Genomic DNA, 24,027 nt, shown 5'->3' with positions numbered 1-24,027 from the left:
GGCGGATGCTAATCTCCCGGCCGCTTGTTTCCGCTGTGGATCTTGGATGTTTCGCGACGGGTGGGCACCGGCGGTCGAACCCGCCCCGAGCACCACATCGATAGGATGCCGTCGATGAAAGTTCTCCACTGGATTCCGGCAACCCCAGACGATGCCGTGCCACTGGCGGCTCTCTTTCGACGGGCCGAGGCGCACGCGCCCGTCGGCCTCGATCAACGCGCCGAGGACGCCGGCAGACGGCTGGCGAGCCTCGGTCCGGACCTCGCTCGGCACACCCTCGTCGGCGTCGCTCACGACGGGGCCGTCGCCGCGTACGCGGAAGCGGCTGACATGGGGGCTCGCACGGCAACGTAAACCCGGGCGGCCACCCCGGCTGTCTGCCTCATCGAAGGCGTCGCGGCACGCGTCGCGCAACGCCTCCTCGCGATGACCGCCGCGATCCGGCACAACATGGCCACCGGCCCACCCGTAACCAAGTCCTTGATCGCCTACGGGCGGCACGCAGCCGTCAGGCAGTGGCCCGGCCAGGCATCGGTCCGACCCGTCAGCCCCGGAAACGACGCAGGCGGTAGCAGCGCCGGGCGGAGCGGCAGTTACAGGCGGGGTGACCGGTGAGTCGCGCGACCGTCCGCGATGGCCGGTCCGGACCCCGGACCGGCGCCGAGGGTGCCGGATCACTCCGGCGTCCTCCGACTCAACCTCGGGACGGGCGGACGGCGTTGATACGGGTAGGACGCAGAAGGGGGCAGGATGAGTGGAGCGGACAGGTACGCCGGGTTCCGCGAGTTCGCCCTCGCGCGCGGACCGGCCCTCTCGCGGACAGCCTACCTACTCGTCGGCGATCACCAGGAGGCGCAGGACCTGCTTCAGGAGGCGCTGGCGAAGACGGCCCGGCACTGGCGTCGGGTGCAGGCCGGCGGCCACCCGGAAGCCTACGTCCGCACGGTGATGCTCAATCAGCTTCGCTCCTGGCGCCGCCGGCGGCGACCCACCGAGGTGACCTCCGAGCGGGTTCCCGACGCGGCCTCCGGCGACGACCTCGCCAGCGACACCGCCGTGCGGGTCACGGTGGCATGCGCACTCGCTACCCTGCCCGCGCGCCAGCGGGCGGCGCTGTACCTGCGCTTCTACGAAGATCTGTCGGAAGTGGAGACCGCCCGTCTACTCGTGTGCAGCGTCGGCACTGTGAAGCGGCACGTCCACGACGCCCTGGTCCGCCTGCGACGGCACATCCCCTCGACTCCGCCCACCGCGTTCGAAGGCGTCCAGCCGTCGGAGGTTGACCATGTCTGATGCGTTCCGTCGTGTTTACCAAGATCTGGCCGAGCACGGCCGCAACTACGCCGATCCCGACCGGGCGATCGCCGTCGCTCGGCGCCGCCGAATGAACCTCACGGTCGGGGTGTCTGCCTGCGCCGGGGTCCTTGCGGTGGTGACGGCGGCGGGGGTCGTCATGCAACCGTTCGGGGAGGTCGGACCGACCACGCCGGGGTCGACAGCCTCCGGCAGGCCGGCCGGCCTCGCACCGCCGGCGGTCGATCCGCTCGCCCCGGCGCCAGCACTGCCGTCCACGGGCGTCGGCCACGCCACTCTCGTCTACGCCACGTGCGCGGCCGGTTGCGCACCACGGCTTCTGCTCCCGGACGGCCAGCAGTTCACGCTTCCGGTGGCCAGTCCGATCGGCGTGGCCCTGTCCCCCGACGGACGGTGGTTGGGCTATCCCGACGCAAGCCGGTACCTGGTACGCGACCTGAAGGGCGGGCAAGTCCTGTCGATCGAGCCGAAGTCCACGGGTGGTCGGGTCACCGGACGGGCCTGGGCGCCGGACTCGGGCTGGCTCCTCCTCGACGAATCCGCGTCGGCAGAAGGCGGAGAGTTCGTCCTCGTCCGTCTGAGCTCCGGCACGCAGCGACGGATCCCGGGGTCACCAACCGAGGTGATCGGGGTGATGCGGGGAGGCGAACCGCTGTCCATCCCACGCCGGCGGGATCAGACGCGCCTGACCACGCTGACCGTCACCGCCGGCCTGGCGGGCACATCGCCCCCGGTCACGGTCGAGGTCGGGGACCGGATCGGACCCGACGAAACGATCGACCGGTCCGGCATGTTGTATCCGAGCCGCGACGACAGCCGGCTACGGGTCGTCGTCACGACGATGGACGGTGATCGTCCTACTCGGGTGCTCGATCTCGACCGGAGCGGTCGGGTCCACTCCGAGCAGCAGGTACCGATGGACTCCGGCCGCTGGTACGTCATCGGCTCGGACGGCGAGCGGATCTTTCTCGGCCGGCAGGTCAATCTGAGCTCGGACGGCCCTCGGACGATCGTGCTGTCGATGGACGGCCTCAACCTGCGTGAGGTGGCCACCCTCCCGCAGGACGCCATCGTGGTGATGCCCGGCGGACGCACCGGCTGACCCGACCTGAGCTGCGGTACCGCACCTGCGCGGCAGCCCCGGAGGGGGACATGTTGCGGGTTGGCGACCCTCTTAGGGGAGAATGACACAACGGCGGCAGCGGGCCTCGTACGTGTAGGTCCCGTCGTCCGGCAGCGCGGTTGACGGCGCGAGTTCTCGGATCATCGGCTTGCCGTCCTCGAGTACCTGCGTGTGTGTCGCGTCGAGAGACCGACAGACGTCGCACACCGCACGCCGATACAGCACCTTCGCTGGCGCCAGTTCGAACAGCGCCTTCACCGGAGCGAACAGGCATCCCCGGTGATCCAGATCGATGCCGGCGACGACGACCTGAATTCCCGAACGGACCGCAGCACCCAGCACGGCGATGTCGTCGACGGTAAACATGTGGATCTCGTCGACGCCAATGACTTCGACCTCAGCGTCGGCGGCGCCTCCAAGTGAGCTGACCTTGACCGTCTGCAAACTGCCCCCGGAACGTGAGGTCACCGCAATGTCCCGGCTGTGTCGAGTTGACTGGTAGATCCGGTGCGGGATGCCGGCGTGCCGGAGCGGAGACAGCAGGCTGATCATTTCCAGCGACTTGCCGCCCTTGACCGGGCCGAGGATAACCGTCAGGTCCATGGGCCCAACCCTGCCATCAACCACCCCGCTTACGGTCGGCACCCACTCGCCCCGAGACCGCTCTTACACCGCGAGGGACAGCCCGGGTCGCGCCGCCGTCCAGGACCTACCCGGAACGGCAGGCTCGGATCATCGAGCGATCCGCGCGCGGTTCACCGCACTGGCGCGAGCAGCCGGCCGCCCTTCAGGGCCGCCTCGGTGCCGGTCCAGCGTGCCTGAAACAGCCGGTCGTGCGAGACCACCACCACCGCGCCGGAATAGTTGGCAAGTGCCTGCTCCAGCTCCTCGACCAGCATCAGCGACAGGTGGTTCGTGGGCTCGTCGAGCAGCAGCACGTCGGCCTCGACGGCCAGCAGGCGGGCCAGAGCCAGCCGGCGCCTCTGCCCGACGGACAGCGCGCCGATTGGTTTGTCGAAGTCACCGGCGCGGAACAGGCCCAGCGATTCCAGCCGCTCGGCGTGCTCCTGGCGGGTGCCGACGCGGCCGGACGCAAACGCCGACAGCAGGCTGTGCGATGGGGCACCGACCGCGCTCTCCTGCGGCAGGTACCCCCGACGCCCCCGGCGCCGCACCGTCCCTTCGTCCGGGGTCAGCACATCGGCCAGCACATCGAGCAGGGTCGACTTGCCGGCCCCGTTCGGCCCGGTGACCAGCAGCCGCTCGCCGGCGGTGACGGTCAGCTCCGGCACCCACAGCCGGCCGGCGACCCGGACGCCGCACGCTGTGAGGACGGTGCCCTCCCGAACTGCCGCGTCGAGCGGCGCGTGCAAGCGCAGCGGGTCCGGCGGTCGGGGCACCGGTTCGGCGTGCAGTCGGTGGAGGCGTTCGGCGGCGCTGCGTACCCGGGTGGAGATCGACGCTTGGACTCGGCGGCCGTCACCGTTGTACTTGCACTTGTTGTGGTCCCTGATGGCGCGGCCGGGCGCCACCCGGTACGCCGTCGTCGTGCCCCAGTCGGTCCAGTGTGCGATCTCGGCGGTCCACTCCGCGTGGGCCTGCTCCCACCGCTGCCGCGCCGCCCGCTTCTCGGCGAGGTATCCGGCGTAACCGTTGCCGTAGCGCACCACCGTGCCCCGGTCCCCGTCGACCTCCAGGATCGTGGTGGCCACCCGCTGCAGCAGCAGCCGGTCGTGGGTCACCATCACGAGCGTGCCCCGGTGCCGGCGCAGCCGGTCCTCCAGCCAGGCCAGCGCCGTCCCGTCGAGGTTGTTGGTGGGCTCGTCGAGCAGCAGCAGTTCGGGGTCGGCCGACAGCACCCCGGCCAGCGCGAGCCGCGCCCGTTGCCCACCGGAGAGCGTGCCGAGTGCCCGGTCCGGCGTCAGCTCGCCGATCCCGAGGGCGGACATCGCCGCCCGCACCTGCGCATCGGCCCGATATCCGCCGCGCAGTTCATAAGCGGTGACCATTTCTCCGTACGCGTTGAGTAGCCCAGCCTCGCCCGCGCTGAGCTCCTGCTCCGCCTGAGTGATCCGGCGCTGGAGGTCGCGCAGGTCCGCGAGCGCCGCGTCGGTCGCGTCGGCGACTGTGGCCGTGTCCGGCAGGTCGAGGACCTGGCCGAGGTATCCGATCCCGCCGTCGGCGGTGACCACTATCTCGCCCTCGTCCGGTGGCTCTTGCCCGGCGAGCAGCCGCAGGAGGGTGGACTTCCCGGCGCCGTTCTCGCCTACCACGGCGGCCCGTTCGCCGTCACGGACGGTGCCGGACACCGCGTTCAGCACCCGGCCGTGGGCATACGCCTTACTCACCGCGTGCAGTGTGAGTTGGGTGGACATGGCACTCCTCTCCGGCGATCAGGCCCGGACGCGGCCGTCGAGCAGGGTCAGTTCGGGGCCCTGCCAGCCGCGGCGCAGCCAGCGGTCGTGGGAGGCGACGACGACGCCGCCCGGCGCGCTGCGCAGCGCCTCTTCCAGCTCCTCCACCAGGCGCAGCGACAGATGGTTGGTGGGTTCGTCGAGCAGCAGAACGTCCGGCGGCCGGGCCATCAGCATTGCCAGGGCGACCCGGCGGCGCTGGCCGGTTGAGAGTTGTCCGATCGGCCGTTCCACGTCACCGCCGACCAGCAGGCCGAGCCGGGACAGCGGCACCGCGGGGTCGTCGCCGGCCGCCTCGGCGTAATACGAGTGGGCAGTCCGCTGCGGGTCGGGGAACTCGACGTCCTGCTCGAGCAGCGCGACGCGCAGCCCCTCCGACCGGTACGCGGCGCCAGCGTCCGGCTCCAGGTCACCGGCGAGCACCCGCAGCAGCGTCGACTTGCCAGCCCCGTTGGGCCCGGTGATCAGCAGACGCTCGCCGGTCGCGACGGTCAGGTCGTCGATCTTGAGCCGGCCGTCGACGCGTACCCCGCGCAGCGAAACACTGCCCTCGTGCGGGCCGAGCTCGGTCACCGCGGCGGTGAGGCTGAGCTGGGCCGGGGGCCGCTTGGCCTGGTCGGCGGTGAGTTCGTCCAGACGCTGCTGGGCGTTGCGCACCCGCCGGGAGATCTGTTTCTGGACTCGGCTGCCGTGCCGGTCGTACCCAATCTTGTTGTTGTCCTTGATGGAGCGTGCGTGGTTGACGTCGGGCGCGGTGGTGGCCACGGCCTGTCGCAGCTCCTTCAATTCTTTCTGCTCGGCCGCGTACTGCTGCTCCCAACGCGCCCGCTCGCGGCGTTTGACCTCGAGGTAGTCGGAGTAGGTGCCGCCGTAGCGGGTGACACCTCCCCGGGACGGGTCGAGGTCGACGATGTCGGTGCAGGTCCCGTCGAGGAATGCCCGATCGTGCGAGGCCACCACTACCGCGCCCGGAAGTTCGGCCAGCCGCTGCTCCAGGAAGCTGACCGCTTCCTCGTCGAGGTGGTTGGTCGGCTCGTCCAGCAGCAGCGCCCGCGGCTGCCGGATCAACAGCGCTGCCAGGCCGAGGCGCGTGCGCTGCCCACCGGAGAGCGAGCCGAGCGGACGGGTCATGTCCGTAACGGATAGACCGAGGCCGTCGAGCACCAGCTTCGCCCGGTGGTCGGCGTCCCAGAGGCCGTGGTCCTCAGCCCAGCCGAGTAGATCCCCGTACTCGGTGAGGGCAGCCTCGTCGTCGGGCCGCTCGGCCAGGATCTCACCGAGATCGTCGAGCCGGTCGCGGACTCGGTGGAACTCCTGGAGCGCGTCGTCGACGACGGCGCCGAGCGGGGCATCAGCCGGGAACGGAAACTCCTGACGAAGAAACTCGGTATCGGCCGCGCGCTGCACCTCACCGCCGTCCGGCTCCTCCTCGCCGGCGAGCAACCGCAGCAGGGTGGACTTGCCGACCCCGTTCTCACCGACCAGGCCCAGCCGCTGGCCGGGCCCCGCGGAGAGCGAGACACCGTCGAGAACGATGCGATCGCCGTAGACCTTCACCAGGTCTTGGGCATGCAGAACAGACACGTTTGACACGCGGACACCAATCGCCGAATCAAGTGGGGATCGACTGCCCGCCGGGGCTCGACAACCACGAGAAGGTGGCGTGCCACGGCAGCGGGCTGGGTGCGTGTCAGTAGATCACCCGGCCATACTCACACGAACCAGGCAACCCGACAACCTGTTTGCCGGGCCGCCGAGACGGTTCCACAGCGTCCGCGACCCACGACGGCATGCCGATGCGGCGCACCGTCACCAGCTGCACGAGTTGCCTGTGCTGCTACAACTTCGCCGCTCGGCGCAAGGGCCACCTGCCCGGCGGGCACCGCTCTCGACATCCGGCGCAGCCGAAAAATCCGCAGAGCAACCGGACGGATACGAGATGTGACCGAGTCGAATGACTCGGTCACATCCGCTCTGAGCTGCAAAACAGCCGCAATCAGCCCTTCAGCAGCTCCCGTGCAATGACGATCCGCTGCACCTGGTTCGTTCCTTCGTAGATCTGGGTGATCTTGGCGTCGCGCATCATCCGCTCGAGCGGGTAGTCCCGCGTGTAGCCGTAACCGCCGAGCAACTGCACCGCGTCCGTGGTGATCTCCATGGCGGCGTCCGAGGCGAAGCACTTGGCCGCCGCGCCGAAGTAGGTCAGATCGGCGTCGCCACGCTCGGACTTGCCGGCAGCCGCGTAGGTGAGCTGCCGGGCAGCCTCCAGCTTCATGCCCATGTCGGCGAGCATGAACTGGATGCCCTGGAACTCAGCGATCGCCTTGCCGAACTGACGGCGCTCAGCCACGTACCCCTTGGCGTAGTCGAGCGCGCCCTGCGCGATCCCGACGGCCTGCGCGGCGATGGTGACCCGGGTGTGGTCCAGGGTCTTCATCGCGGTGGCGAAGCCGGTGCCCTCCGCGCCGATCATCCGGTCGGCGGGGATCCGCACGTTGTCGAGGTAGACCTCGCGGGTGGGCGAGCCCTTGATGCCGAGCTTCTTCTCCGGTGCGCCGAAGCTCACACCGGCGTCGGACTTCTCCACGACGAAGGCCGAGATGCCCCGGGATCGGGCGGCCGGGTCGGTGACGGCGAAGACGGTGTAGTACTCGGAGACACCCGCATTGGTGATCCACCGCTTCACGCCGTTGAGCACCCAGTGATCCCCGTCACGCACTGCCCGGGTCGTCATCGACGCGGCGTCGCTGCCCGCCTCCGGCTCGGAGAGGCAGTACGAGAACATCGCGTCCCCGGCCGCGACCGGCGTCAGGTAACGGCGCTTGAGGTCCTCGGAACCGGACAACAACAGCGGCATGGTGCCGAGTTTGTTCACCGCCGGGATCAGCGAGGAGGACGCGCAGGCGCGGGCCACCTCCTCGATCACGATGGCGGTGGCCAGCGCGTCCGCGCCCGCGCCGCCGTACTCCTCGGGGATGTGCGGGGCGTGGAAGTCGGCTGCCCGCAGTGCTTCGTAGGACGCCTTGGGGAACTCCCCGGTCTCGTCGGCCTCGGCGGCGTGCGGGGCCACCTTCGCCGTGCAGACCTCTCGGACCGCGTCCCGGATCGCCTGGTGCTCCTCGGGCAACCGGTAGACGTCGAACGACTCGCCTGCGGCCATGTTGGGTCCCTTCCCTTCACCGCTATCATGCGCAGTCTGTGGCGACTCCTGACCGCCGACCGCGCAGACTGAAGACTAGCTACTGCAGTTCAGGTGATGTTACCGGCGCGTAGGTATGGGCATGAGGGTGCACCCAGGCCGCTGGGCAATGATGGAGGACAACAGTGAGCCACCCCTCCGGTGCCCCGCCAGGCGCCGCAGCAGAATGCGACGCGACGACGCGCCGCCAGTGCGAGCGGAGAAGACAGGCGTGACGATCCCCTACCCCACCATCCAGCCGACCCCCGCCATCGCCGCGGTGACACCGCCCTCAGGCGCGCCTCGACCGCGGGTGACGTTCCTGGGAACCGGCTACCTAGGTGCGACGTACGCCATCTGTTACGCCGAACTGGGCTACGACGTGCTCGGATTCGACGTCGACGCGGACAAGATCGCGATGCTGAACGCTGGTCAGGTGCCGATCCACGAGCCCGGCCTGGATGAGCTGCTGCGGCGTAACCTCGCCGCCGGCCGCCTCCGGTTCAGCACCGACATCGCCGAGACCGCCGACTTCGGTGACGTGCACTTCATCTGCGTCGGCACCCCGCAGCGGGCCGACGGCATGGGCGCCGACCTGTCGTACGTCGAGGCGTCGGTCACCAGCCTCGCGCAGCACCTCACCCGCAAGGCGCTGATCGTCGGCAAGTCCACCGTGCCGGTCGGCACCGCCGAGTGGGTGGAGCAGCTGGTCGGCAAGCACACCCCCGGAGACCTGGGCGTCGAGGTGGCGTGGAGCCCCGAGTTCCTCCAGGAGGGCTTCGCCGTCGACGACGTCCTGCGCCCCAACCGGATCGTGGTCGGCGTGAAGAGCGAGTGGGCCAACGGCATGCTCTACGCCGCGCACAAGGGCGTGTTCGACCTGGCCGCCACCGAGGACCGCGAGGTGCCCCTGGTGGTCACCGACTTCGCCACCGCCGAGCTGGTCAAGGTCGCCGCGAACGCCTTCCTGGCCACCAAGATCTCCTTCATCAACGCGATGGCCGAGGTCTGCGAGGCCTCCGGTGGCGACGTCACCCAACTCGCCCGCGCGATCGGCTACGACCCCCGGATCGGCAACCGGTTCCTCCAGGCCGGCCTCGGCTTCGGCGGCGCCTGCCTGCCCAAGGACATCCGGGCCTTCCAGGCCCGGGCCCAGGAGTTGGGCGCCGGCGAGGCGTTGCGCTTCCTGCACGAGGTCGACCTGATCAACCTGCGCCGTCGTACCCGGGTGCTGCAACTCGCCTCGGATCTGCTCGGCCGCCGCTCCGGTCCGGCCGGCCCGGACTTCTCCGGCACCCGGATCGCCGTGCTCGGTGCGACCTTCAAGCCCAACACCGACGACGTCCGCGACGCTCCGGCGCTCGCCGTCGCCGCGTTGTTGCACAAGGCCGGCGCCGAGGTGCACGTGTACGACCCGCAGGGCAGCGAGAACGCCCGCCGCGCAGTGCCCGAGCTGATCTACGAGAGCGGCATCAACGAGGCGGTCACCGGCGCGGACCTGGTCTGCGTCCTCACCGAGTGGGCCGACTTCCGCAACGCCGACCCGGTCGCCCTCGGCGAGTTGGTCAACGGTCGCAAGGTGGTCGACGGTCGTAACTGCCTCGACTCGGCCCTCTGGACCCAGGCCGGCTGGGAGTACCGGGGCATGGGCCGCCCCTGATCGGACCACCCCACCGGCCGGCCATCGAACGTATCGGTGGCCGGCCGGTGTCGTTGTTTGCCCCGGACCCGCCGACAAGAGTCGAAATCCGGGCCAGCTTTGGGCATGCTGCGACAGTGGGAGTCCACAGTGCGGGTGGAGGGGTGTCGTGGCGAACTTTCAATGCTCCTCGTGCGGCCGGGAGATCAAACCGGCCGTCCACTGCCCACACTGCGGGGCTGACCAGCCGCAGTGGGTCGAGCACCTGGCGGACATCGAGCGTTCGATCGCGGAGATGAAGCGGCGCGACGCCGCCATCGCCAGCGAGCAGCGGCAGATCGCCGCGAAGATGCAGGCCGCGCTCTTCCAGCGGGACATCCTCGCCCACGCCGGTGAGGAGCGGCTCAAGCAGGCCACCCGGCCGCGCCGCGTGCTCCGCCGCCGCCCCGGCCGGCGCCCATCGGCCGCCGGCTCCTCGGTGCCGCCCCGGGTCCCCCGGCAGGGCACCCCGTCCGCCCCCGAGGACCCGCCGCCGCCTCCACCGAGGCCGAGCTGGCTGGACGCGGACGACCCGGCGCACCCACCGGAAGCCTCGTCGCGCGAAGTACAGAACATCCCCCTCGGGCTGGGCGCGTTGCTGCTCGCGGTGGCCGCGGTGGTCTTCGCCGCCGTCGCCACCAGCTCGATGGACGCGCTGGCCCGGCTCGGCATCCTGCTCCTGGCCACGGTGCTGATGCTGCTCGCCCCACCGGTGCTGGCCCGGCGTGGGCTCACCTCCACCGCCGAGACCATCGCCGCGGTCGGCCTGCTGCTGGTGCCGCTCGCCGGCAACGCCCTCTGGGCCGTGGACCGGATCGGCGCGGGCGGCGCCTCCGGCACCGTCTTCGCCGGGGTGCTCTTCGCGGTCACCGCGGGAGTCGCCTTCGGGTACGCCGGCTGGACCGGTCTGCGCGCACCCCGCTTCGCCACCGTGCTCGCCGCGCAGCCGGTGCTGCCGCTGTTGGCGTACGACCAGATCACCGGCCCGGGTGGCTGGGCGCTGGTGCTGGTCCTGGTCGCCCTCGTCGACCTCTGGCTGGCCCGCTCCGGCGTGGCCCTGGAACGCCCCGTCCGGCAGGATCTGCCACCGTCGGACACCACGTCCGCGCCCCGCGAACGCGGCGCCGAGACCCGGCCGGAGGGCGACGCGGAGGAGGCCGCCGAGCTGATCGACGCCAGCGCGGGTTCGACCGACACCCGGCCGAGCCGCCCGGTCCCCGGGCTGGGCGAGCTGACCTGGGTGCTGCACGCGGTGGCGGTCGCGGTCGCCCTGGCGTACGCGGTCAGCGCCCTGCTCCGGGCACAGACCGTGCCGACCGCGACCGGCGCCGGGGTGGTGCTGCTGCTGGCCGCCACGATCGGGCTGGCCGGCGCGCTGGTGCTGCGTCGCGCGCCGCTGCCCGACGTCGCGGCGGGCATCGTCACGCTGGCCGTGATCGGCGCGCTGAGCCGCATCGCCTCGGTGGCCTTCCCGGGCCGGGCGCTGCTGCTGATCGCCGCGGTCATCACGGTGACCGGGCTGGCCGTGCGCGCGGTCCCCGAGGCGGCCCGACGCGGCCCGCAGCTCGCCTCGGCGGTGGCGCTGACCGTCAGCGGGCTGGTGGTCGCCGGTGGCGCGCTACGCGCCGGGTTGGCGCCGGTCCGGGCGGCACTGCCCGCCTGGGATGCCGACCTCGACCGGTTTCCGGCCGCGCTGGCCGCCGCGGTCGGGCCGACCACCTGGCAGCTCGCGGGTGCCGCCTTCCTGCTCACCATCGCGGCGGTGCTGGCCCTGCCGGCGGAGATCCGCCGGGAGTTCGCGGTCGCCGGCGCGGCGCTGACCGCGCTCGCCGTGCCGGCCTCGCTCGGTCTCGGTTGGGCCGCGGCACCCTGGCCGATGGTGATCACCGCGATCGGCATCGGGGTCATCGGGCTCTCCGCCCGCACCGACCGAGCGGCGGCGGCGCACGCCATCGGAGCGGCCGTGGTGGGCCTGCTCGGCGCCGGTGCCAGCCTGTCGCGCCCCGCGCTCACCGCAGCGGTCCTGCTCACCCTGTTCACGGCCGGCACGCTTGTCGCGCTGGCACCCCGGATCCGGATCGCCTCGGCCGCCTCCGACACGGTCACCGCCTGGGCCGCCGGAGGGGCTGCGTTCGCGCTGCCCGGGGCGGTGGCCGCGTTCGTGGCCGCCACCGTGCCCACCGACCCGACCCCCACCCCGGCCAGCCTCCGCGAGGTGACCGTCCCGGTGCTGGCAGCCAGCTTCCTGGCGGTCTGCGTGACCCTCGGCTACGCCGCCGTCGTGCAGGTCTCCCAGCGCCGCATCCCCGCACCGCTGTCGGTCGGCACCGGGCTGGGCGCGTTGCTGGTCACCGCCGCCGCGTTCGGAGCGCCCGGCGCGACCGTCGCCGACGCCTGGGTGGGCGCTTTGCTGCTGGTCGCCGCAGTGCTGCTGTTCCTGGCCCCATCCATCGACGCCGGCCGTCGCGCCGACCTCACCCTCGACGGCTCGGACCTGGCCGCCGCGGCGGTCACCACCGCCCTGATCGCCACGCTGGTACGGATCGGGGCGGTACTCGCCCCGGGCGGGCAGTTGGCGATGGCCGCCGCACTGGTCCTGGTGGTCGCCGTGGGAGCACGCACCATGCCGGAGGAGTGGCGACGCGGACCAATCCTCGGCCTCGCCGCCGGCGGTCTCCTCATCGGCGTACTCGCCGGCTGGTCGGCGATTCGCGGTGGGGTCGGTGTGCTGGCCACCCCCGGCCCGATCTGGCAGGGCGACCTGAGCGGCTGGCCGGCCGCGCCCGTTGGCGGGGCCACCTGGCAGGCACCTGTCGCGTTGGCGCTGCTGGCCCTCGCCGCCGGCATCCTGCTCCCGCCGCCCTGGCGGTGGGACGTGTCCGGCGCGGCCGTGGTGCTCGCCACGATCGGCGCGCCGGCCGCGTTCGATCTGGCCTGGTGGTCGCCGGTCCTGGTCGGCGCAACTGTCGCCACCGTCTACGGGATGGCGGCGGCAGCCAGCGAGGAGGCGCGCGCCGGGCTGTCCCGGGCGACCGTGGCCGGAGTGGTCGCGCTGCACGCCGCCGGAGCCGGCCTGGTCCAGCCCTGGACGACCGCACTGGCCCTGGGCAGCATCGCGCTGATCGGCGTGGTGGTGGCGACGGTGGCACGCGTCCTGGCCGGCCCACAGGTGGCCGACATCGACACCGAGGGGATGCCGCCGCACCTGGTGCAGATCGGTGGCGCGGCGATCGGTGCGGCCGTGCTGGCCCTCCCCGGCGCGGTGGCGGCACTGGCCGCCGAATTCGAGAACTCGGCGCAGGTGGTGCTGACCGCCGCGCTGGCCGCGTCCAGCCTCGGCCTCGCCGCCGTGGCCGCGGTCCGCCGTCAGGTGCCGCAATATCTGCCCTGGGTCAGCGTCGCGGTGGTCGGCGGGGCCAGCATCAGCGCCCTCGCCGCCATCCCCACCGGCCTTCCCGCGGGCGTCTACGCGGCTGCCGCCGCGCTGCTCGGTGTGCTGGCCGAGCTGATCCGAGCGGCCACCGTGCCGCCCACCGGCTCCGCCCAGCCGGTTCGGCGCTGGGCGGTACGGCTCGACGGCGCGCTCCGGCGACTGCCGGACGACCCGGAACGACGCCGGTGGCGGGTCAACCCGGCCGCGGGTGCACTGGCCGCGGCGGCCCTGCCGACCGCCCTGGCCCTCGCCTCGATCGCACCGGCGCTGGTCACCGCGCTGGTCGAGCCCCACCGCACCCTGACCCGGATCTGGCAGGGTCCGCTGCCGGAGCTGCTCACCCCGCCGCCGGACGTGGTCAACCCGACGCACGTGTTGACGGCGCTGCTGCTCACCGCGACCGCCGCGCTGGCCGCCACCGGGTTCAGCGGCGGGCGGCGGTCCCGGGCCGTGCCGGTGGTGCTGCCCGGGGCAGCCGTCACCCTGCTGATCGCACCCATCGCGTTGGGTCGGGGCTGGCCCGCCAGCACGGTCGCCGCGCTCTCCGTCTTCACCATCGCGATGCTCGGTCTCGCGCTGACCCCACCGCCGCCGCTGGCCGAGCGGGCCCGCTCGCTGCGGCTGGCCCGGGTGCTGGTGTTCGTCATCGGTCTGGCCGGCGGCAGCGCCGGACTCGCCGGCAGTCTGGCCGATCGGCAGTTGACCCTGTTCACCCTCGGCAGCGCTGTCGCGGTGGGGGCGGTGGGGGCGGTGTTCGGCACCACCCAGCGGGCGCGCATCCTCGGTTGGCTCTTCGCCTCACTCATGGCGCAGCTCTTCGTCCTCACCGCCGGCCTGGTCGCCGGGCTGGCCGCGGTCTGGTCCGCGTTCGGGGTGCTCGCGGTCGGGGCGGTCCTGCAGGTGCTCGCCGCGACCCTGCCCCGGCTGCGCCGTCCCGAGGCGCAGCGGGAGGCGTCCACCGTGGAGTGGACCGGTTACGCCGCCGCGCTCATCGCGTTGGCCCTCGCCTTCGACTCGCCCCGACACATCGCCGCCCTGCTGGCCGCCTGGGGTGCGGTCCTCGGCGTGGCGGCGACCCGGCCCGGCCGCCGGCCGGTGGAACGTCGGATCCTGTTCTGGGCCGTGGTGATCTGCGAGATCACCGCGTGGTGGATCCTGATGCGGGTCGCCGACGTGGCGCTGCCCGAGGCGTACACGCTGCCGTTCGCCGCGCTGGCCCTGCTCGTCGGGGTCCTGGAGCTGCGCCACCGACCGGACCTGAGCAGTTGGGTGGCGTACGGACCGGCGCTGGTCGCCGCCTTCGTGCCGACGCTGGCCATCGTGCTGGCCACCGAGTCCAGCACGGTACGGCAGATGCTGCTGCTGCTCGGTGCGGTCGCAGTGTTGATCTTCGGCTCGTCCAGCCGGCAGCAGGCACCGGTGATCGTCGGCGCGTCGGTCACCGCGATCGCCGCGATCCACGCGCTGGTGAGCCTCGGCCCGTGGCTGGCGCTCATCCCGGTGGGCATCCTGCTACTCGTGCTCGGCGCGAGCAACGAGCGCCGCCGCCGCGCCCAGGAACGCCTCCAGACCGCCCTGCGCGGCATGAGATGAATCGGAGGGTCACGGCGGCGTGGGTGCGTGGGGGCGGTGAGTGGGCCGGGTTCGTGGGGGCGGTGAGTGGGCCGGGTTCGTGGGGGCGGTGAGTGGGCCGGGTGCGTGGGGCCTCGCGGGGGTACGGCTAGCGCAGGGTTGCCTGGAGGGCGGCTTCCTTGTCGGCCACCAGCTTCTCCAGGTTCTGCTGGTAGGTCGTCATGCTGGCGCGCAGGGTTTCGTCGTGGGCGCCGAGGATCCGTACGGCGAGCAGGCCCGCGTTGCGGGCGTTGCCGATCGACACGGTGGCGACCGGGATCCCGGCCGGCATCTGCACGATGGACAGCAGCGAGTCCATGCCGTCGAGGTGCTTCAGCGGCACCGGCACACCGATCACCGGCAGCGGCGTCACCGAGGCGACCATGCCCGGCAGGGCGGCGGCACCGCCAGCCCCGGCGATGATCACCTTGAGGCCCCGGTCGGCGGCGTCCCGGCCGTACTCGATCATCGCCACCGGAGTGCGGTGCGCCGAGATGACCCGCACCTCGTACGCCACGCCGAAGTCGTCCAACACCTCGGCGGCGGCGCGCATGGTCGGCCAGTCCGAGTCGCTACCCATGATCAAGCCGACCGTGCTCACCGAGGTCTCCTTCTCGACCGAGGGGCTCACTCGTGCCCCTCGCGCAACCAGCGGGCGGCCCGCGCGGCCCGCGCCCGTACGTCGTCCAGGTCGTCGCCGAGCACCGTGACGTGCCCGACCTTGCGGCCCGGTCGCACCTGCTTGCCGTAGAGGTGCACCTTGGCGCCGGGCTCGGCGGCGAAGAGGTGGTGCAGCCGCTCGTCGATCGAGATGCCGCCCGGCTCTCCACCGAGCACGTTCGCCATCACCACCACCGGCGCGGTCAGCGAGGTGTCACCCATCGGGTAGTCCAGCACCGCCCGCAGGTGCTGCTCGAACTGCGAGGTCCGGGAACCCTCGATGGTCCAGTGCCCGGAGTTGTGCGGGCGCATCGCCAGCTCGTTGACCACGATCGCGGGCCGGCCGGCGTCGTCGCGCACCTCGAACAGCTCCACGGCCAGCAGGCCGATCACCCCGAGCGCGGTGGCCAGGTCGATGGCGAGTTGCTGGGCGGAGACCGCCAGCTCCTCGTCCAGGCCGGGCGCCGGGGCCAGCACCTCCACGTTGATGCCGTCCCGCTGCACCGTCTCCACCACCGGGTACGCGGCCACCTGACCGAACGGCGACCGGGCGACCTGCACGGCCAGCTCCCGACGCAACGGCACCCGCTCCTCGACGATCAGCCGGGTGCCGCCGGCGAGCAGCGTCGCGGCCAGCTCGCTGGCCTGGGTGGCGTCGTCGACCATCCACACGCCCCGGCCGTCGTAGCCACCGCGCGCCGCCTTCAGCACCACCGGCCAGCCGACCTGCTCGCCGAAACCGACGAGGTCGGCGGGCGCACCGACCGGCCGCCACGCCGGGTTGGGCGCACCCAGCTCGGTCAGGCGTTCCCGCATGACCTGCTTGTCCTGGGCGTGCAGCAGCGCGTCCGCCGGCGGATAGAGGGTCACCCCTTCCGCCGTCAGCGTGCGGATGTGTTCGGAGGGCACGTGCTCGTGGTCGAAGGTGACCACATCACAGCCCTTGGCGAAGGTGCGCAGGGCGGCCAGGTCGGTGTGGTCGCCGTACTGGACGTCGGCGGCGACCAACGCCGCGCCGTCGTCGGGGGCGGTCGCGAGCACACGCAGTGACTGGCCGAGGGCGATCGCGGCCTGGTGGGTCATCCGGGCCAACTGGCCGCCACCCACCATGCCGACAACAGGCAGACCGGTACGGGAATCCATAGCGCGGCCAGCCTATCCGGGGCCTCGGCACGCCCACCCGGTGGGCCGGCGACCCGCCCCGGAAGCGCCGCGGCGGCCGCCCGTCGTGCGGCGTGGGCAACTACGGTGCGCTCAGCCGAGCTCGGCGACCAGCTCCTCGGCGGAGGTGACCGGCCGTTGGCAGACGAACCCCCGGCAGACGTACGCGGCGGACCGCCCGTCGACAAGCGGACGGTCCGCGAGCAGCGGCACCCCGGGCTGGTCCGGTTGCCCGGCGACGACCACCGCCCCGGGCGGGGCGTGCCGGTGGGCCGCGGCCACCAGGGGGTCACCCGCCGGGTCGTCCGTCACCACGGCGATCTCGAACGGCCCGGAGAGCAGCGCCTCACCGACCATTGCCGCGTACCCGGTGAACCGGGGGTGCTGCCCGACGATCGGCGCGACAGTGGCGAGCGCCGCCTCGGCGGCCTCCCGGTAGCGCGGCTCCCCGCTCAGTGCCGAGTACGCGACCAGCCCGGCGACCAACGCCGACCGTCCGGACGGGGTGGCGTTGTCGGTCGGGTCAGCGGGCCGGGCGACCAGCCGCTCGGCGTCGTCGGCGGTGTCGTAGAAGGCGCCACCGGGCGCGGCGAAGCGCGCCAGCGCGGTGTCCAGCAGCTCGCCGGCCAGCGTGAGCCAGCGCCCCTCGCCGGTGAGCTGGTGCAGCGCGCAGAAGGCCTCCGCCACACAGCCGTAGTCCTCCAGGACGCCGGCCGGCTCGCCGACCTTGCCGTCCCGGGAGACCCGGCGCAGGCGGCCGTCCACCAGGTGCACGGTGGCCAGGTGTTCGGCGGCGTCGCGCATCGCGCCGTCGGCGACGATCGTCACGCCGTCCATCAGGTTGGCGTCCTCGTCCTTCGGGGACGCGTACAACGCGGCCACCTGGAGGAACTCGACGACGGCGGTGATCGCCAGGCCGTTCCAGGCGGCCACCACCTTGTCGTCGCGGGCCGGCTGCGGGCGGGTGTCCCGGGCGCTGAGGAGCCGCCCGACCACCTGCTGCCAGCGGGACCGCACCTCGGGTGCGGCGTCGTCGACGTCCCGGGCGAGCCGCAACACGCTCATGCCGTGCTCAAAGGTGCCCTCGTCGGTCACCGTGAACAGGTCGGCGGCGAACCGGCCGTCCTCCTCGCCCAGCGCCTCGACGAGCTGCGCGGGGGTCCAGGCGTAGGTGAGCCCCTCGACGCCCTCGGTGTCGGCGTCCAGCGCGGACAGGAAGCCCTCCCCCGGCCGGTGCAGCTCGTCGGCGAGGAAGCGGGCGGTGTCCCGGGCCACCCGGCGGGCCAGCGGGTCACCGGTGAGCCGCCACAGCTGGGTGTAGACCCGCAGCAGCAGCGCGTTGTCGTAGAGCATCTTCTCGAAGTGCGGCACCGTCCAGTGCGCGTCCACCGAGTAGCGGGCGAAGCCGCCGGCGAGCTGGTCGTAGATGCCACCGCGGGCCATCGCCTCGGCGGTGTGCCGGGTCATCTCCAGGCTGCGCGGGTCGCCCGTGCGCTGGTGGTGGCGCAGCAGGAACAGCAGGTTCATGTGCGGTGGGAACTTCGGGGCGCCGCCGAAGCCGCCGTTCGTCGCGTCGTACTCGCTGGCCAGCCTGCCGGCTGCGGAGTCGAGCAGCGGCGCGTCCAGCGGGGCGGTGGGTCCGCCCACGGCCTGTGCGCCACCGATGGCCTCGACCACCGCGGCGCCCTGGCGCACCACCGCCTCGCGCTGCTCCCGCCAGGCGGTGCTGACCGACTGGAGCAACTGCATGAAGTTCGTCCGCGGGAAGTAGGTGCCGCAGAAGAACGGGGTGCCGTCCGGGGCGGCGAAGACGGTCATCGGCCAGCCGCCCTGCCCGGTCATCGCCTGGGTCGCGGTCATGTAGACCGCGTCCACGTCCGGGCGCTCCTCACGATCCACCTTGATCGACACGAAGTTGTCGTTCAACAGGACCGCCACCTGCTCGTTCTCGAACGACTCGTGCGCCATCACATGACACCAGTGACACGCCGCGTAGCCCACCGAGATGAGCACCGGAACGTCGCGCCGTCTCGCCTCGGCGAACGCCTCGTCCGACCAGGGCCACCAGTCGACCGGGTTGTCGGCGTGCTGGAGCAGGTACGGGGAGGTGGCGTCGACGAGTCGGTTCACCCGACGACCATAACCAGCCGCGGCGCGGACCGCGCGGGCTCCACCCGAGCCGGTCAGGAGGCGCCGTCGGCGCGCAGCCGGAACACGTTCGACTCCGCCGAGTCACGCAGCGACCCGAGCACCGCGCCGATCTTGTCGGCCGGCATCGGCTTGAAGAAGTGGTAACCCTGCGCCGAGGTGCAGCCCAGCTCGGCCAGGGCCAGCCGCTGCTCGGCGGTCTCCACCCCTTCGGCGACCACGCGCAGCCCCAACTCGTGGGCGAGCCCCACAGTCGTCCGTACGATCGCGGCGGCCTCCGGCGAGTCCGTCATCCGGATCACGAACGAGCGGTCCACCTTCAGCTCGTCCACCGCGATCCGGGTGAGGAAGGTCAGCGACGAGAAGCCGGTGCCGAAATCGTCGACGGCGAGTTGCACACCCATCGACCGGAGCGTGGCCAGCACCTCGTCGATGATCTCCAGTTCACTCATCACCACCGTCTCGGTGATCTCCAGGACCAGCCGGTGCGGCGGCACCTGATGTCGGCGCAACACCTCGGCGATCTCCGCCGGCAACCGGGGATCGAGCAGGCTGCGCGCCGACAGGTTGACCGAGATCGGGACGTCGAGCCCCTCCCGGGCCCAACTCGCGGCCACGCCGAGAGCCTTGTCGAGCACGTAGCGGGTGAAGGTGCCGAGCTGCTCGCTGTTTTCCACCGGCCGGATGAAGTCGGCCGGACCCAGCCATCCGCGCCGGGGATGCTGCCAGCGGATCAGCGCCTCCACCCCGGTGGGCGCACCGGTGGCCAGGTCGACAGCCGGTTGCAACGCCAGCACCAACTGGTCGTCGACCTTCAGCGCCTCGCGTAGCTCGGCCAGCAGGGCAAGCTGGTCGGTGCTTGCCGCGTCGCGGGTGCCGTCGTACGCGGCGACGTTGCCGCCGCCCTCCTTGGCCTGGTACATGGCGATGTCGGCCCGGCGCAGCAGCTCGGTCAGGTCGGCGGTGCCGGCGTCGGCCACCACCACCCCGACGGAAACCTCGATCGACATCCGGACGCCGGCCACCTCGGTCGGCGCGGCCAGTCGTTCGGCGATCTCGCGGGCCTGCCGCAGTGCGTGAGCCATCGGGGCGGCCCGGTCCCCGAGCACCGGCACCGCGGTGAGCAGCAGAGCGAACTCGTCGCCGCCGAGGCGGCCGAGCAGGTCACCGGGGCGGGCCAGCGCACTGAGCCGGTTCGCGGTCAGTCGCAGCAACTGGTCGCCGGCGGCGTGACCGAGGGTGTCGTTGACTTCCTTGAACTGGTTGATGTCCAGCAGCAGCAGCGCCACCGGGTGATCGTGTGCGAGTTGTCGCAGCGACTGATCGCCCTTGCCGAGCATCGCCGCCCGGTTCGCCAGCCCGGTGAGCGGGTCGTGCACCGCCTCGTACGACGAACGGGCGGTGACCAGCCGCAGCTCCCGGTGGGTCGCGGCGTCGTGCAGCGCGGCGGCGAGCGCGTCACCGAACGCGGCCACCGCATCGCGTTCCCGGGCGTTGGGCGGAGCAGATCGCGGGAACCGGACCCGCAGCCGACCCACCGGCGCGGCACCCACCGACAGTGCCCGACTCAGCTCGTGTTCGTCCGGCTCGGACCGGTCTGGCGGGTCCGTCTCCCGGTCGACGAACTGGCCGGTGGCGTCTCCCCGGTACCGGTGCCACCGGCCGTCGGTCCGAGCGACGTCGATGTCCACGAGTTCGGCGTTGAACAGCGTCAGCGCGCCGGTGACCGCCGCACTGGCCACACCTCGTTCGTCGAGCTGGTTGAGGGCCGCGGTGGCTTCGGCGAACGCTCGCCAGGTGCGGTGCTCCTGATCAGAGCGCAGCCGGTAGCGGTAGGTCTGTTGCAGGAGCCAGAGCAGCGGTGGGAGCAGCAGCAACCACCGTGGGTCGAGCTCCATCAGGGCGACGACGACGAGGCCGACCGCGACGTTGCCGACGAACATCAGGAGTTTGCCGCGCAGCGCGGCGAGCAGTGGCGGCCCGATCGGCAGCCCGTGCCGCAGGCCGAGCGTCACCCCACCCAGCCAGGCGGTCACCAGGAGGTAGGTCACCGACCCGGCGATCACGGCCGACGCCAGCATCGGGGTGGGCGGGGCGAGCAACGGCCGCCCGAGCGCGGTGGCCACGGAGGCGGCCAGTGCCGTCGCGGCGGCCAGCGACGCGGCGATCCGGAGGACATCGAGGGCCGGACGGCGGTCGTTGTGCAGGGAGAGAATCGTCCAGGCCAGGCCGGTGCCGAGCAGCGTGGCGGACGGCAGCCAGCCGGCCGGCGTCAGATGAAGGCAGACGATCAACGCCGCCTCGCCCCAGGTGATGCTGACCATGCCCGCCGACGACCGGAAGCGCAGCCGGGCGAGCTGGGCGAGCGCGAGGACGGCGACCGCGATGCCGAATCGGGCCGGCCCGCCGAGGGGATCGTCGGCCGGCAACCGGGCGGGAAGGGTCAACCCCACCGCGGAGGCGGCCAGGGCTGTCAGGGTGACGGCGGCGGTGAGCACGAGCAGACGGCCCGGTGTGCCCCGCACCCCGAGCCGGTCAGACGAGCGGCCGGCCGGACCGGAGGTCATCGACCTCCCCCGTCAGTCGACCGACCGACGGTACGGCGGGCGGCCGGTGCTGTGCGTGTCATCGGCGCCCCCTCCCGCACACGGCTCGGAGACTTTTGGTCCCCCGGCGGAAGGCTAAGGCAAACCGGGTGGCCGCAACAGGGGGCGACCACCCGGTTCGGCGTGATTCACGCGCTGGCTACCCGTTCCGGTGCTGCTGGTGCCCATTGGGACCGGTGGCGGATGAATCACGCCCGGTGGTCCCGTCTGTCGGATCGACGACTGAAGCGTCGACCCTGGTCGGGTCGGACGGCGTCGCCTGCTGCGGGAACCGGTCCGGCAGGCGGCGCAGCCGGGCGTTCATGTTGCGGATCAGCAGGATGGTCGCGGCGGCCAGCAGCAGGATGAGGAACAGGCCCATCGGCCCGGCCAGACCACCCGTGCGGGTGTCTCCGAAGTTGTTCTCCGCGAGCACCTGGGCAGCGGTCAGCATGGCGTTCCTCCGATGTGCGGTTGGTAACCAGGGTAGCTCTGCCCGGAATCAGCGCGCGTGCGCCGTCTCCCGCACCCCCGCGAAGAGATCGGACTCGGGCAGCGGGCTGTCGACCATTGATCGGGCCAGCTCGAAGTCCTCGGTCGGCCAGGCGCGGCGCTGCAACTCCATCGGCACGTGGAACCAGAAGCCGTCCGGGTCGACCTGGGTGGCGTGGGCGCGCAGCGCGTCGTCGCGGACGGGGAAGAACTCGGAGCACTCCACCCGCGTGGTGATCCGTGGACCCTTGTCGGGCCGGTCCTCCCAGCGCTTGATCCACTCCTCGTAGGGCGACTCCTTGCCCGCGGCCAGCATGCCCTCGTGCAACGCCATGATCTTGGCCTTGGAGAAGCCGATGTCGTAGTAGAGCTTCAACGGCTGCCAGGGCGCGCCCAGTTCCGGGTAGCGCTCCGGGTCGCCGGCGGCCTCGAACGCGGCCACGCTCACCTTGTGGCACATGATGTGGTCCGGGTGCGGGTAGCCACCCTCCTCGTCGTACGTGGTCACCACGTGCGGACGGAACTCGCGCATCAGCCGCACCAGTGGGCCGGCGGCCACCTCGACGTCCTGCAGGGCGAAACAGCCCTCGGGCAGCGGCGGCAGCGGGTCACCCTCGGGCAGCCCGGAGTCGACGAAGCCGAGCCAGGCCTGCTCGACGCCGAGGATCGCCCGGGCGGCGTCCATCTCGGCGCGGCGGATCTCGCCGATGTTGGCCCAGACGTCGGGACGGTCGAGCTTGGGGTTGAGCACGCTGCCGCGCTCCCCACCGGTGCACGTCACGACCAGGACGTCCACGCCCTCGGCGACGTACTTGGCCATGGTCGCCGCACCCTTGCTCGACTCGTCGTCGGGGTGCGCGTGCACGGCCATGAGTCGCAGCTGCTCTGCCAACTTCGGCACTCCTCGTCTGTGCCGGCCGGTGGACCCGACCGGGCTCGACCGGCTGACCTGCCGGGATCGTTGCTCACCGCACCCTGTCGCCGGCCAGCACCGCAGGGCATGACCTGCCATTCCTGCCGCTGGACCGGGTGGGAGGATGGACCTTGTCATTCTTGCCGATGCTGCCGACAACAACGCCAGGAGATACCCGCCGGTGACCGAGACGCACGCCACAATTTCACCCGGCGCTCCGGTTTTCCCCGCCGGACGCTACGGCCGTCGCCGCGCACCTGGCGGCGAACGCCGACGCAGCCTGCTCGCCGCGCTGGTGCTGCTGGCGCTCGTGGCGACGCTGACCGTGATCTCGGTGCGGCTCTACCGCCAGTACGGCGACCCGGTCTACGACGCCCAGGTCATCACTTACACCGACATCACGGACACCCAGGTGCGTGTCGACTTTCGGGTGACCGTGCCGGCGGGCGGCTCAGCGGTCTGCGTACTGCGCGCCCGGGACCGCGCGGGGGCCGAGGTGGCCCGTGACCAGATCACCGTCACCGCCCGGCCTGGCGACCGGCACGTCACGACCCAGCACCGCCTGACCACCACCGCGCGGCCGTTCATCGGCGAGGTTCTGCGCTGCCGACCCCCGTCCTGAGCTGCCACAACAGCCTCAGCGACCGGCCTCGGAGGGTGCCTACCCGGGGTGTCGGAACCGGACACCGGCGGTAATGGCCGACACGCTGTGTCGTACCGCACTGGTAACTTGGTAGTTCACCTGTCAGCCAGCCACGCACATCTGAGGAGAACGCCTGTGTCCACTGGCAACGAGGCGCCCGCCACCTGGCTGTCCCAGGACGCGCACGACCGCCTCCAGGCCGAGCTCGACGAGCACATCGCCAACCGCCCGGCGATCGCCGCCGAGATCAACGCTCGGCGCGAGGAGGGCGACCTGCGGGAGAACGGCGGCTACCACGCCGCCCGCGAGGAGCAGGGCAAGGCCGAGGGACGCATTCGCTACCTCCAGGAGTTGCTGCGTACCGCGAAGGTCGGCGAGGCGCCGTCCGCGGACGCGGTGTCGCCCGGCATGGTCGTGACGATCTACTTCGACGACGACGCCGACGACACCGAGACCTTCCTGCTCGGCTCGCGCGAGATCGCGGCCACCACCGACCTGACCGTCTACAGCCCCGAGTCCGCGCTCGGCAAGGCGATCCTGGGCGGTCGGCCCGGGCAGACCTGCACCTACACGGCACCCAGTGGCGCCGACATCAAGGTGACAGTGGTCAGCTTCGAGCCCTTCTCCGGCTGACGTCGCCGGCTGCACCGCAGGCCCAGACGCACCGCCCCGAG

The 24,027-nt window shown here is 72.0% G+C and carries 16 protein-coding genes; 6 read left to right on the top strand and 10 right to left on the bottom strand.

Annotated features, from left to right (window positions below):
* Positions 1 to 750 precede the first annotated feature (750 nt).
* Positions 751 to 1,293: a SigE family RNA polymerase sigma factor gene (locus AB0A90_RS05150; RefSeq protein ID WP_357241853.1), complete on the top strand. Its 543-nt coding sequence runs from the start codon at positions 751 to 753 to the stop codon at positions 1,291 to 1,293.
* Positions 1,286 to 2,416, top strand: coding sequence for a hypothetical protein (locus tag AB0A90_RS05145; protein WP_357241850.1), 1,131 nt, complete (start codon positions 1,286 to 1,288; stop codon positions 2,414 to 2,416). The genes AB0A90_RS05150 and AB0A90_RS05145 overlap by 8 nt, the downstream gene beginning before the upstream one ends.
* 72 nt (positions 2,417 to 2,488) lie before the next feature.
* On the opposite strand, the gene AB0A90_RS05140 is transcribed toward AB0A90_RS05145, so the two are convergent.
* The 4 genes from AB0A90_RS05140 to AB0A90_RS05125 form a co-directional block, all read right to left on the bottom strand.
* Positions 2,489 to 3,040, bottom strand: coding sequence for a thymidine kinase (locus AB0A90_RS05140; protein WP_357241847.1), 552 nt, complete (start codon positions 3,038 to 3,040; stop codon positions 2,489 to 2,491).
* Between the two features lie 152 nt (positions 3,041 to 3,192).
* The gene (locus AB0A90_RS05135) at positions 3,193 to 4,812 is read right to left on the bottom strand and encodes an ABC-F family ATP-binding cassette domain-containing protein (RefSeq protein ID WP_357241844.1); all 1,620 of its coding nucleotides are present in this window, start codon (positions 4,810 to 4,812) and stop codon (positions 3,193 to 3,195) included.
* Positions 4,813 to 4,830: 18 nt separating this feature from the next.
* Positions 4,831 to 6,435, bottom strand: coding sequence for an ABC-F family ATP-binding cassette domain-containing protein (locus AB0A90_RS05130; protein ID WP_357241841.1), 1,605 nt, complete (start codon positions 6,433 to 6,435; stop codon positions 4,831 to 4,833).
* 412 nt (positions 6,436 to 6,847) lie between these two features.
* Positions 6,848 to 8,011 carry an acyl-CoA dehydrogenase family protein gene (locus tag AB0A90_RS05125; RefSeq protein WP_357241838.1) on the bottom strand — a complete coding sequence of 388 codons (1,164 nt, stop codon included), beginning with the start codon at positions 8,009 to 8,011 and terminating at the stop codon, positions 6,848 to 6,850.
* A 250-nt stretch (positions 8,012 to 8,261) separates the two neighbouring features.
* Here AB0A90_RS05125 and AB0A90_RS05120 point away from each other — a divergent pair, with 250 nt between their 5' ends.
* Positions 8,262 to 9,689 (top strand): UDP-glucose/GDP-mannose dehydrogenase family protein, encoded by a 1,428-nt coding sequence (locus AB0A90_RS05120; RefSeq protein WP_357241836.1) that lies wholly within the window; start codon positions 8,262 to 8,264, stop codon positions 9,687 to 9,689.
* Between the two features lie 148 nt (positions 9,690 to 9,837).
* Complete coding sequence (locus AB0A90_RS05115) at positions 9,838 to 14,733, top strand: permease (protein ID WP_357241833.1); 4,896 nt, start codon at positions 9,838 to 9,840, stop codon at positions 14,731 to 14,733.
* Positions 14,734 to 14,860: 127 nt separating this feature from the next.
* Here the strand turns inward: AB0A90_RS05115 and purE are convergent, their stop codons facing one another.
* The 6 genes from purE to mca form a co-directional block, all read right to left on the bottom strand.
* A complete protein-coding gene (gene purE, locus AB0A90_RS05110) occupies positions 14,861 to 15,352 on the bottom strand; it encodes a 5-(carboxyamino)imidazole ribonucleotide mutase (RefSeq protein ID WP_357241831.1) in 492 nt (163 codons plus the stop codon).
* 26 nt (positions 15,353 to 15,378) lie between these two features.
* Complete coding sequence (locus AB0A90_RS05105; RefSeq protein ID WP_357241828.1) at positions 15,379 to 16,554, bottom strand: 5-(carboxyamino)imidazole ribonucleotide synthase; 1,176 nt, start codon at positions 16,552 to 16,554, stop codon at positions 15,379 to 15,381.
* A gap of 111 nt (positions 16,555 to 16,665) precedes the next feature.
* Positions 16,666 to 18,702 carry a thioredoxin domain-containing protein gene (locus tag AB0A90_RS05100; RefSeq protein WP_357241825.1) on the bottom strand — a complete coding sequence of 679 codons (2,037 nt, stop codon included), beginning with the start codon at positions 18,700 to 18,702 and terminating at the stop codon, positions 16,666 to 16,668.
* 53 nt (positions 18,703 to 18,755) lie between these two features.
* On the bottom strand, positions 18,756 to 21,287 hold the full coding sequence (locus tag AB0A90_RS05095; protein ID WP_357241822.1) for a bifunctional diguanylate cyclase/phosphodiesterase: 2,532 nt from the start codon (positions 21,285 to 21,287) through the stop codon (positions 18,756 to 18,758).
* A gap of 178 nt (positions 21,288 to 21,465) precedes the next feature.
* Positions 21,466 to 21,759 carry a hypothetical protein gene (locus tag AB0A90_RS05090; protein WP_357241819.1) on the bottom strand — a complete coding sequence of 98 codons (294 nt, stop codon included), beginning with the start codon at positions 21,757 to 21,759 and terminating at the stop codon, positions 21,466 to 21,468.
* 48 nt (positions 21,760 to 21,807) lie between these two features.
* Entirely contained in the window at positions 21,808 to 22,689 is an 882-nt protein-coding gene (mca, locus tag AB0A90_RS05085) for a mycothiol conjugate amidase Mca (protein ID WP_357241816.1), read from the bottom strand.
* A gap of 202 nt (positions 22,690 to 22,891) precedes the next feature.
* Here mca and AB0A90_RS05080 point away from each other — a divergent pair, with 202 nt between their 5' ends.
* Together AB0A90_RS05080 and greA are read left to right on the top strand one after the other, a co-directional pair.
* Positions 22,892 to 23,332, top strand: a complete 441-nt coding sequence (locus AB0A90_RS05080; RefSeq protein WP_357242414.1) for a DUF4307 domain-containing protein — start codon at positions 22,892 to 22,894, stop codon at positions 23,330 to 23,332.
* A gap of 156 nt (positions 23,333 to 23,488) precedes the next feature.
* Positions 23,489 to 23,986: a transcription elongation factor GreA gene (gene greA / locus AB0A90_RS05075; protein WP_357241813.1), complete on the top strand. Its 498-nt coding sequence runs from the start codon at positions 23,489 to 23,491 to the stop codon at positions 23,984 to 23,986.
* Positions 23,987 to 24,027 lie beyond the last annotated feature (41 nt).

This window comes from Micromonospora sp. NPDC049204 (assembly GCF_040647935.1).
Taxonomy (GTDB): Bacteria; Actinomycetota; Actinomycetes; order Mycobacteriales; family Micromonosporaceae; genus Micromonospora.
Note: the sequence above shows the minus strand (reverse complement) of the source record. Positions and strands in the feature narration are given on the sequence as shown.

Coding starts and splice junctions, on each gene's coding strand:
- AB0A90_RS05140 (WP_357241847.1), bottom strand. CDS start 3,040: ATGGACCTGACGGTTATCCTCGGCCCGGTCAAGGGCGGCAAGTCGCTG.
- AB0A90_RS05135 (WP_357241844.1), bottom strand. CDS start 4,812: ATGTCCACCCAACTCACACTGCACGCGGTGAGTAAGGCGTATGCCCAC.
- AB0A90_RS05125 (WP_357241838.1), bottom strand. CDS start 8,011: ATGGCCGCAGGCGAGTCGTTCGACGTCTACCGGTTGCCCGAGGAGCAC.
- AB0A90_RS05150 (WP_357241853.1), top strand. CDS start 751: ATGAGTGGAGCGGACAGGTACGCCGGGTTCCGCGAGTTCGCCCTCGCG.
- AB0A90_RS05090 (WP_357241819.1), bottom strand. CDS start 21,759: ATGCTGACCGCTGCCCAGGTGCTCGCGGAGAACAACTTCGGAGACACC.
- AB0A90_RS05105 (WP_357241828.1), bottom strand. CDS start 16,554: ATGGATTCCCGTACCGGTCTGCCTGTTGTCGGCATGGTGGGTGGCGGC.
- AB0A90_RS05095 (WP_357241822.1), bottom strand. CDS start 21,287: ATGACCTCCGGTCCGGCCGGCCGCTCGTCTGACCGGCTCGGGGTGCGG.
- AB0A90_RS05145 (WP_357241850.1), top strand. CDS start 1,286: ATGTCTGATGCGTTCCGTCGTGTTTACCAAGATCTGGCCGAGCACGGC.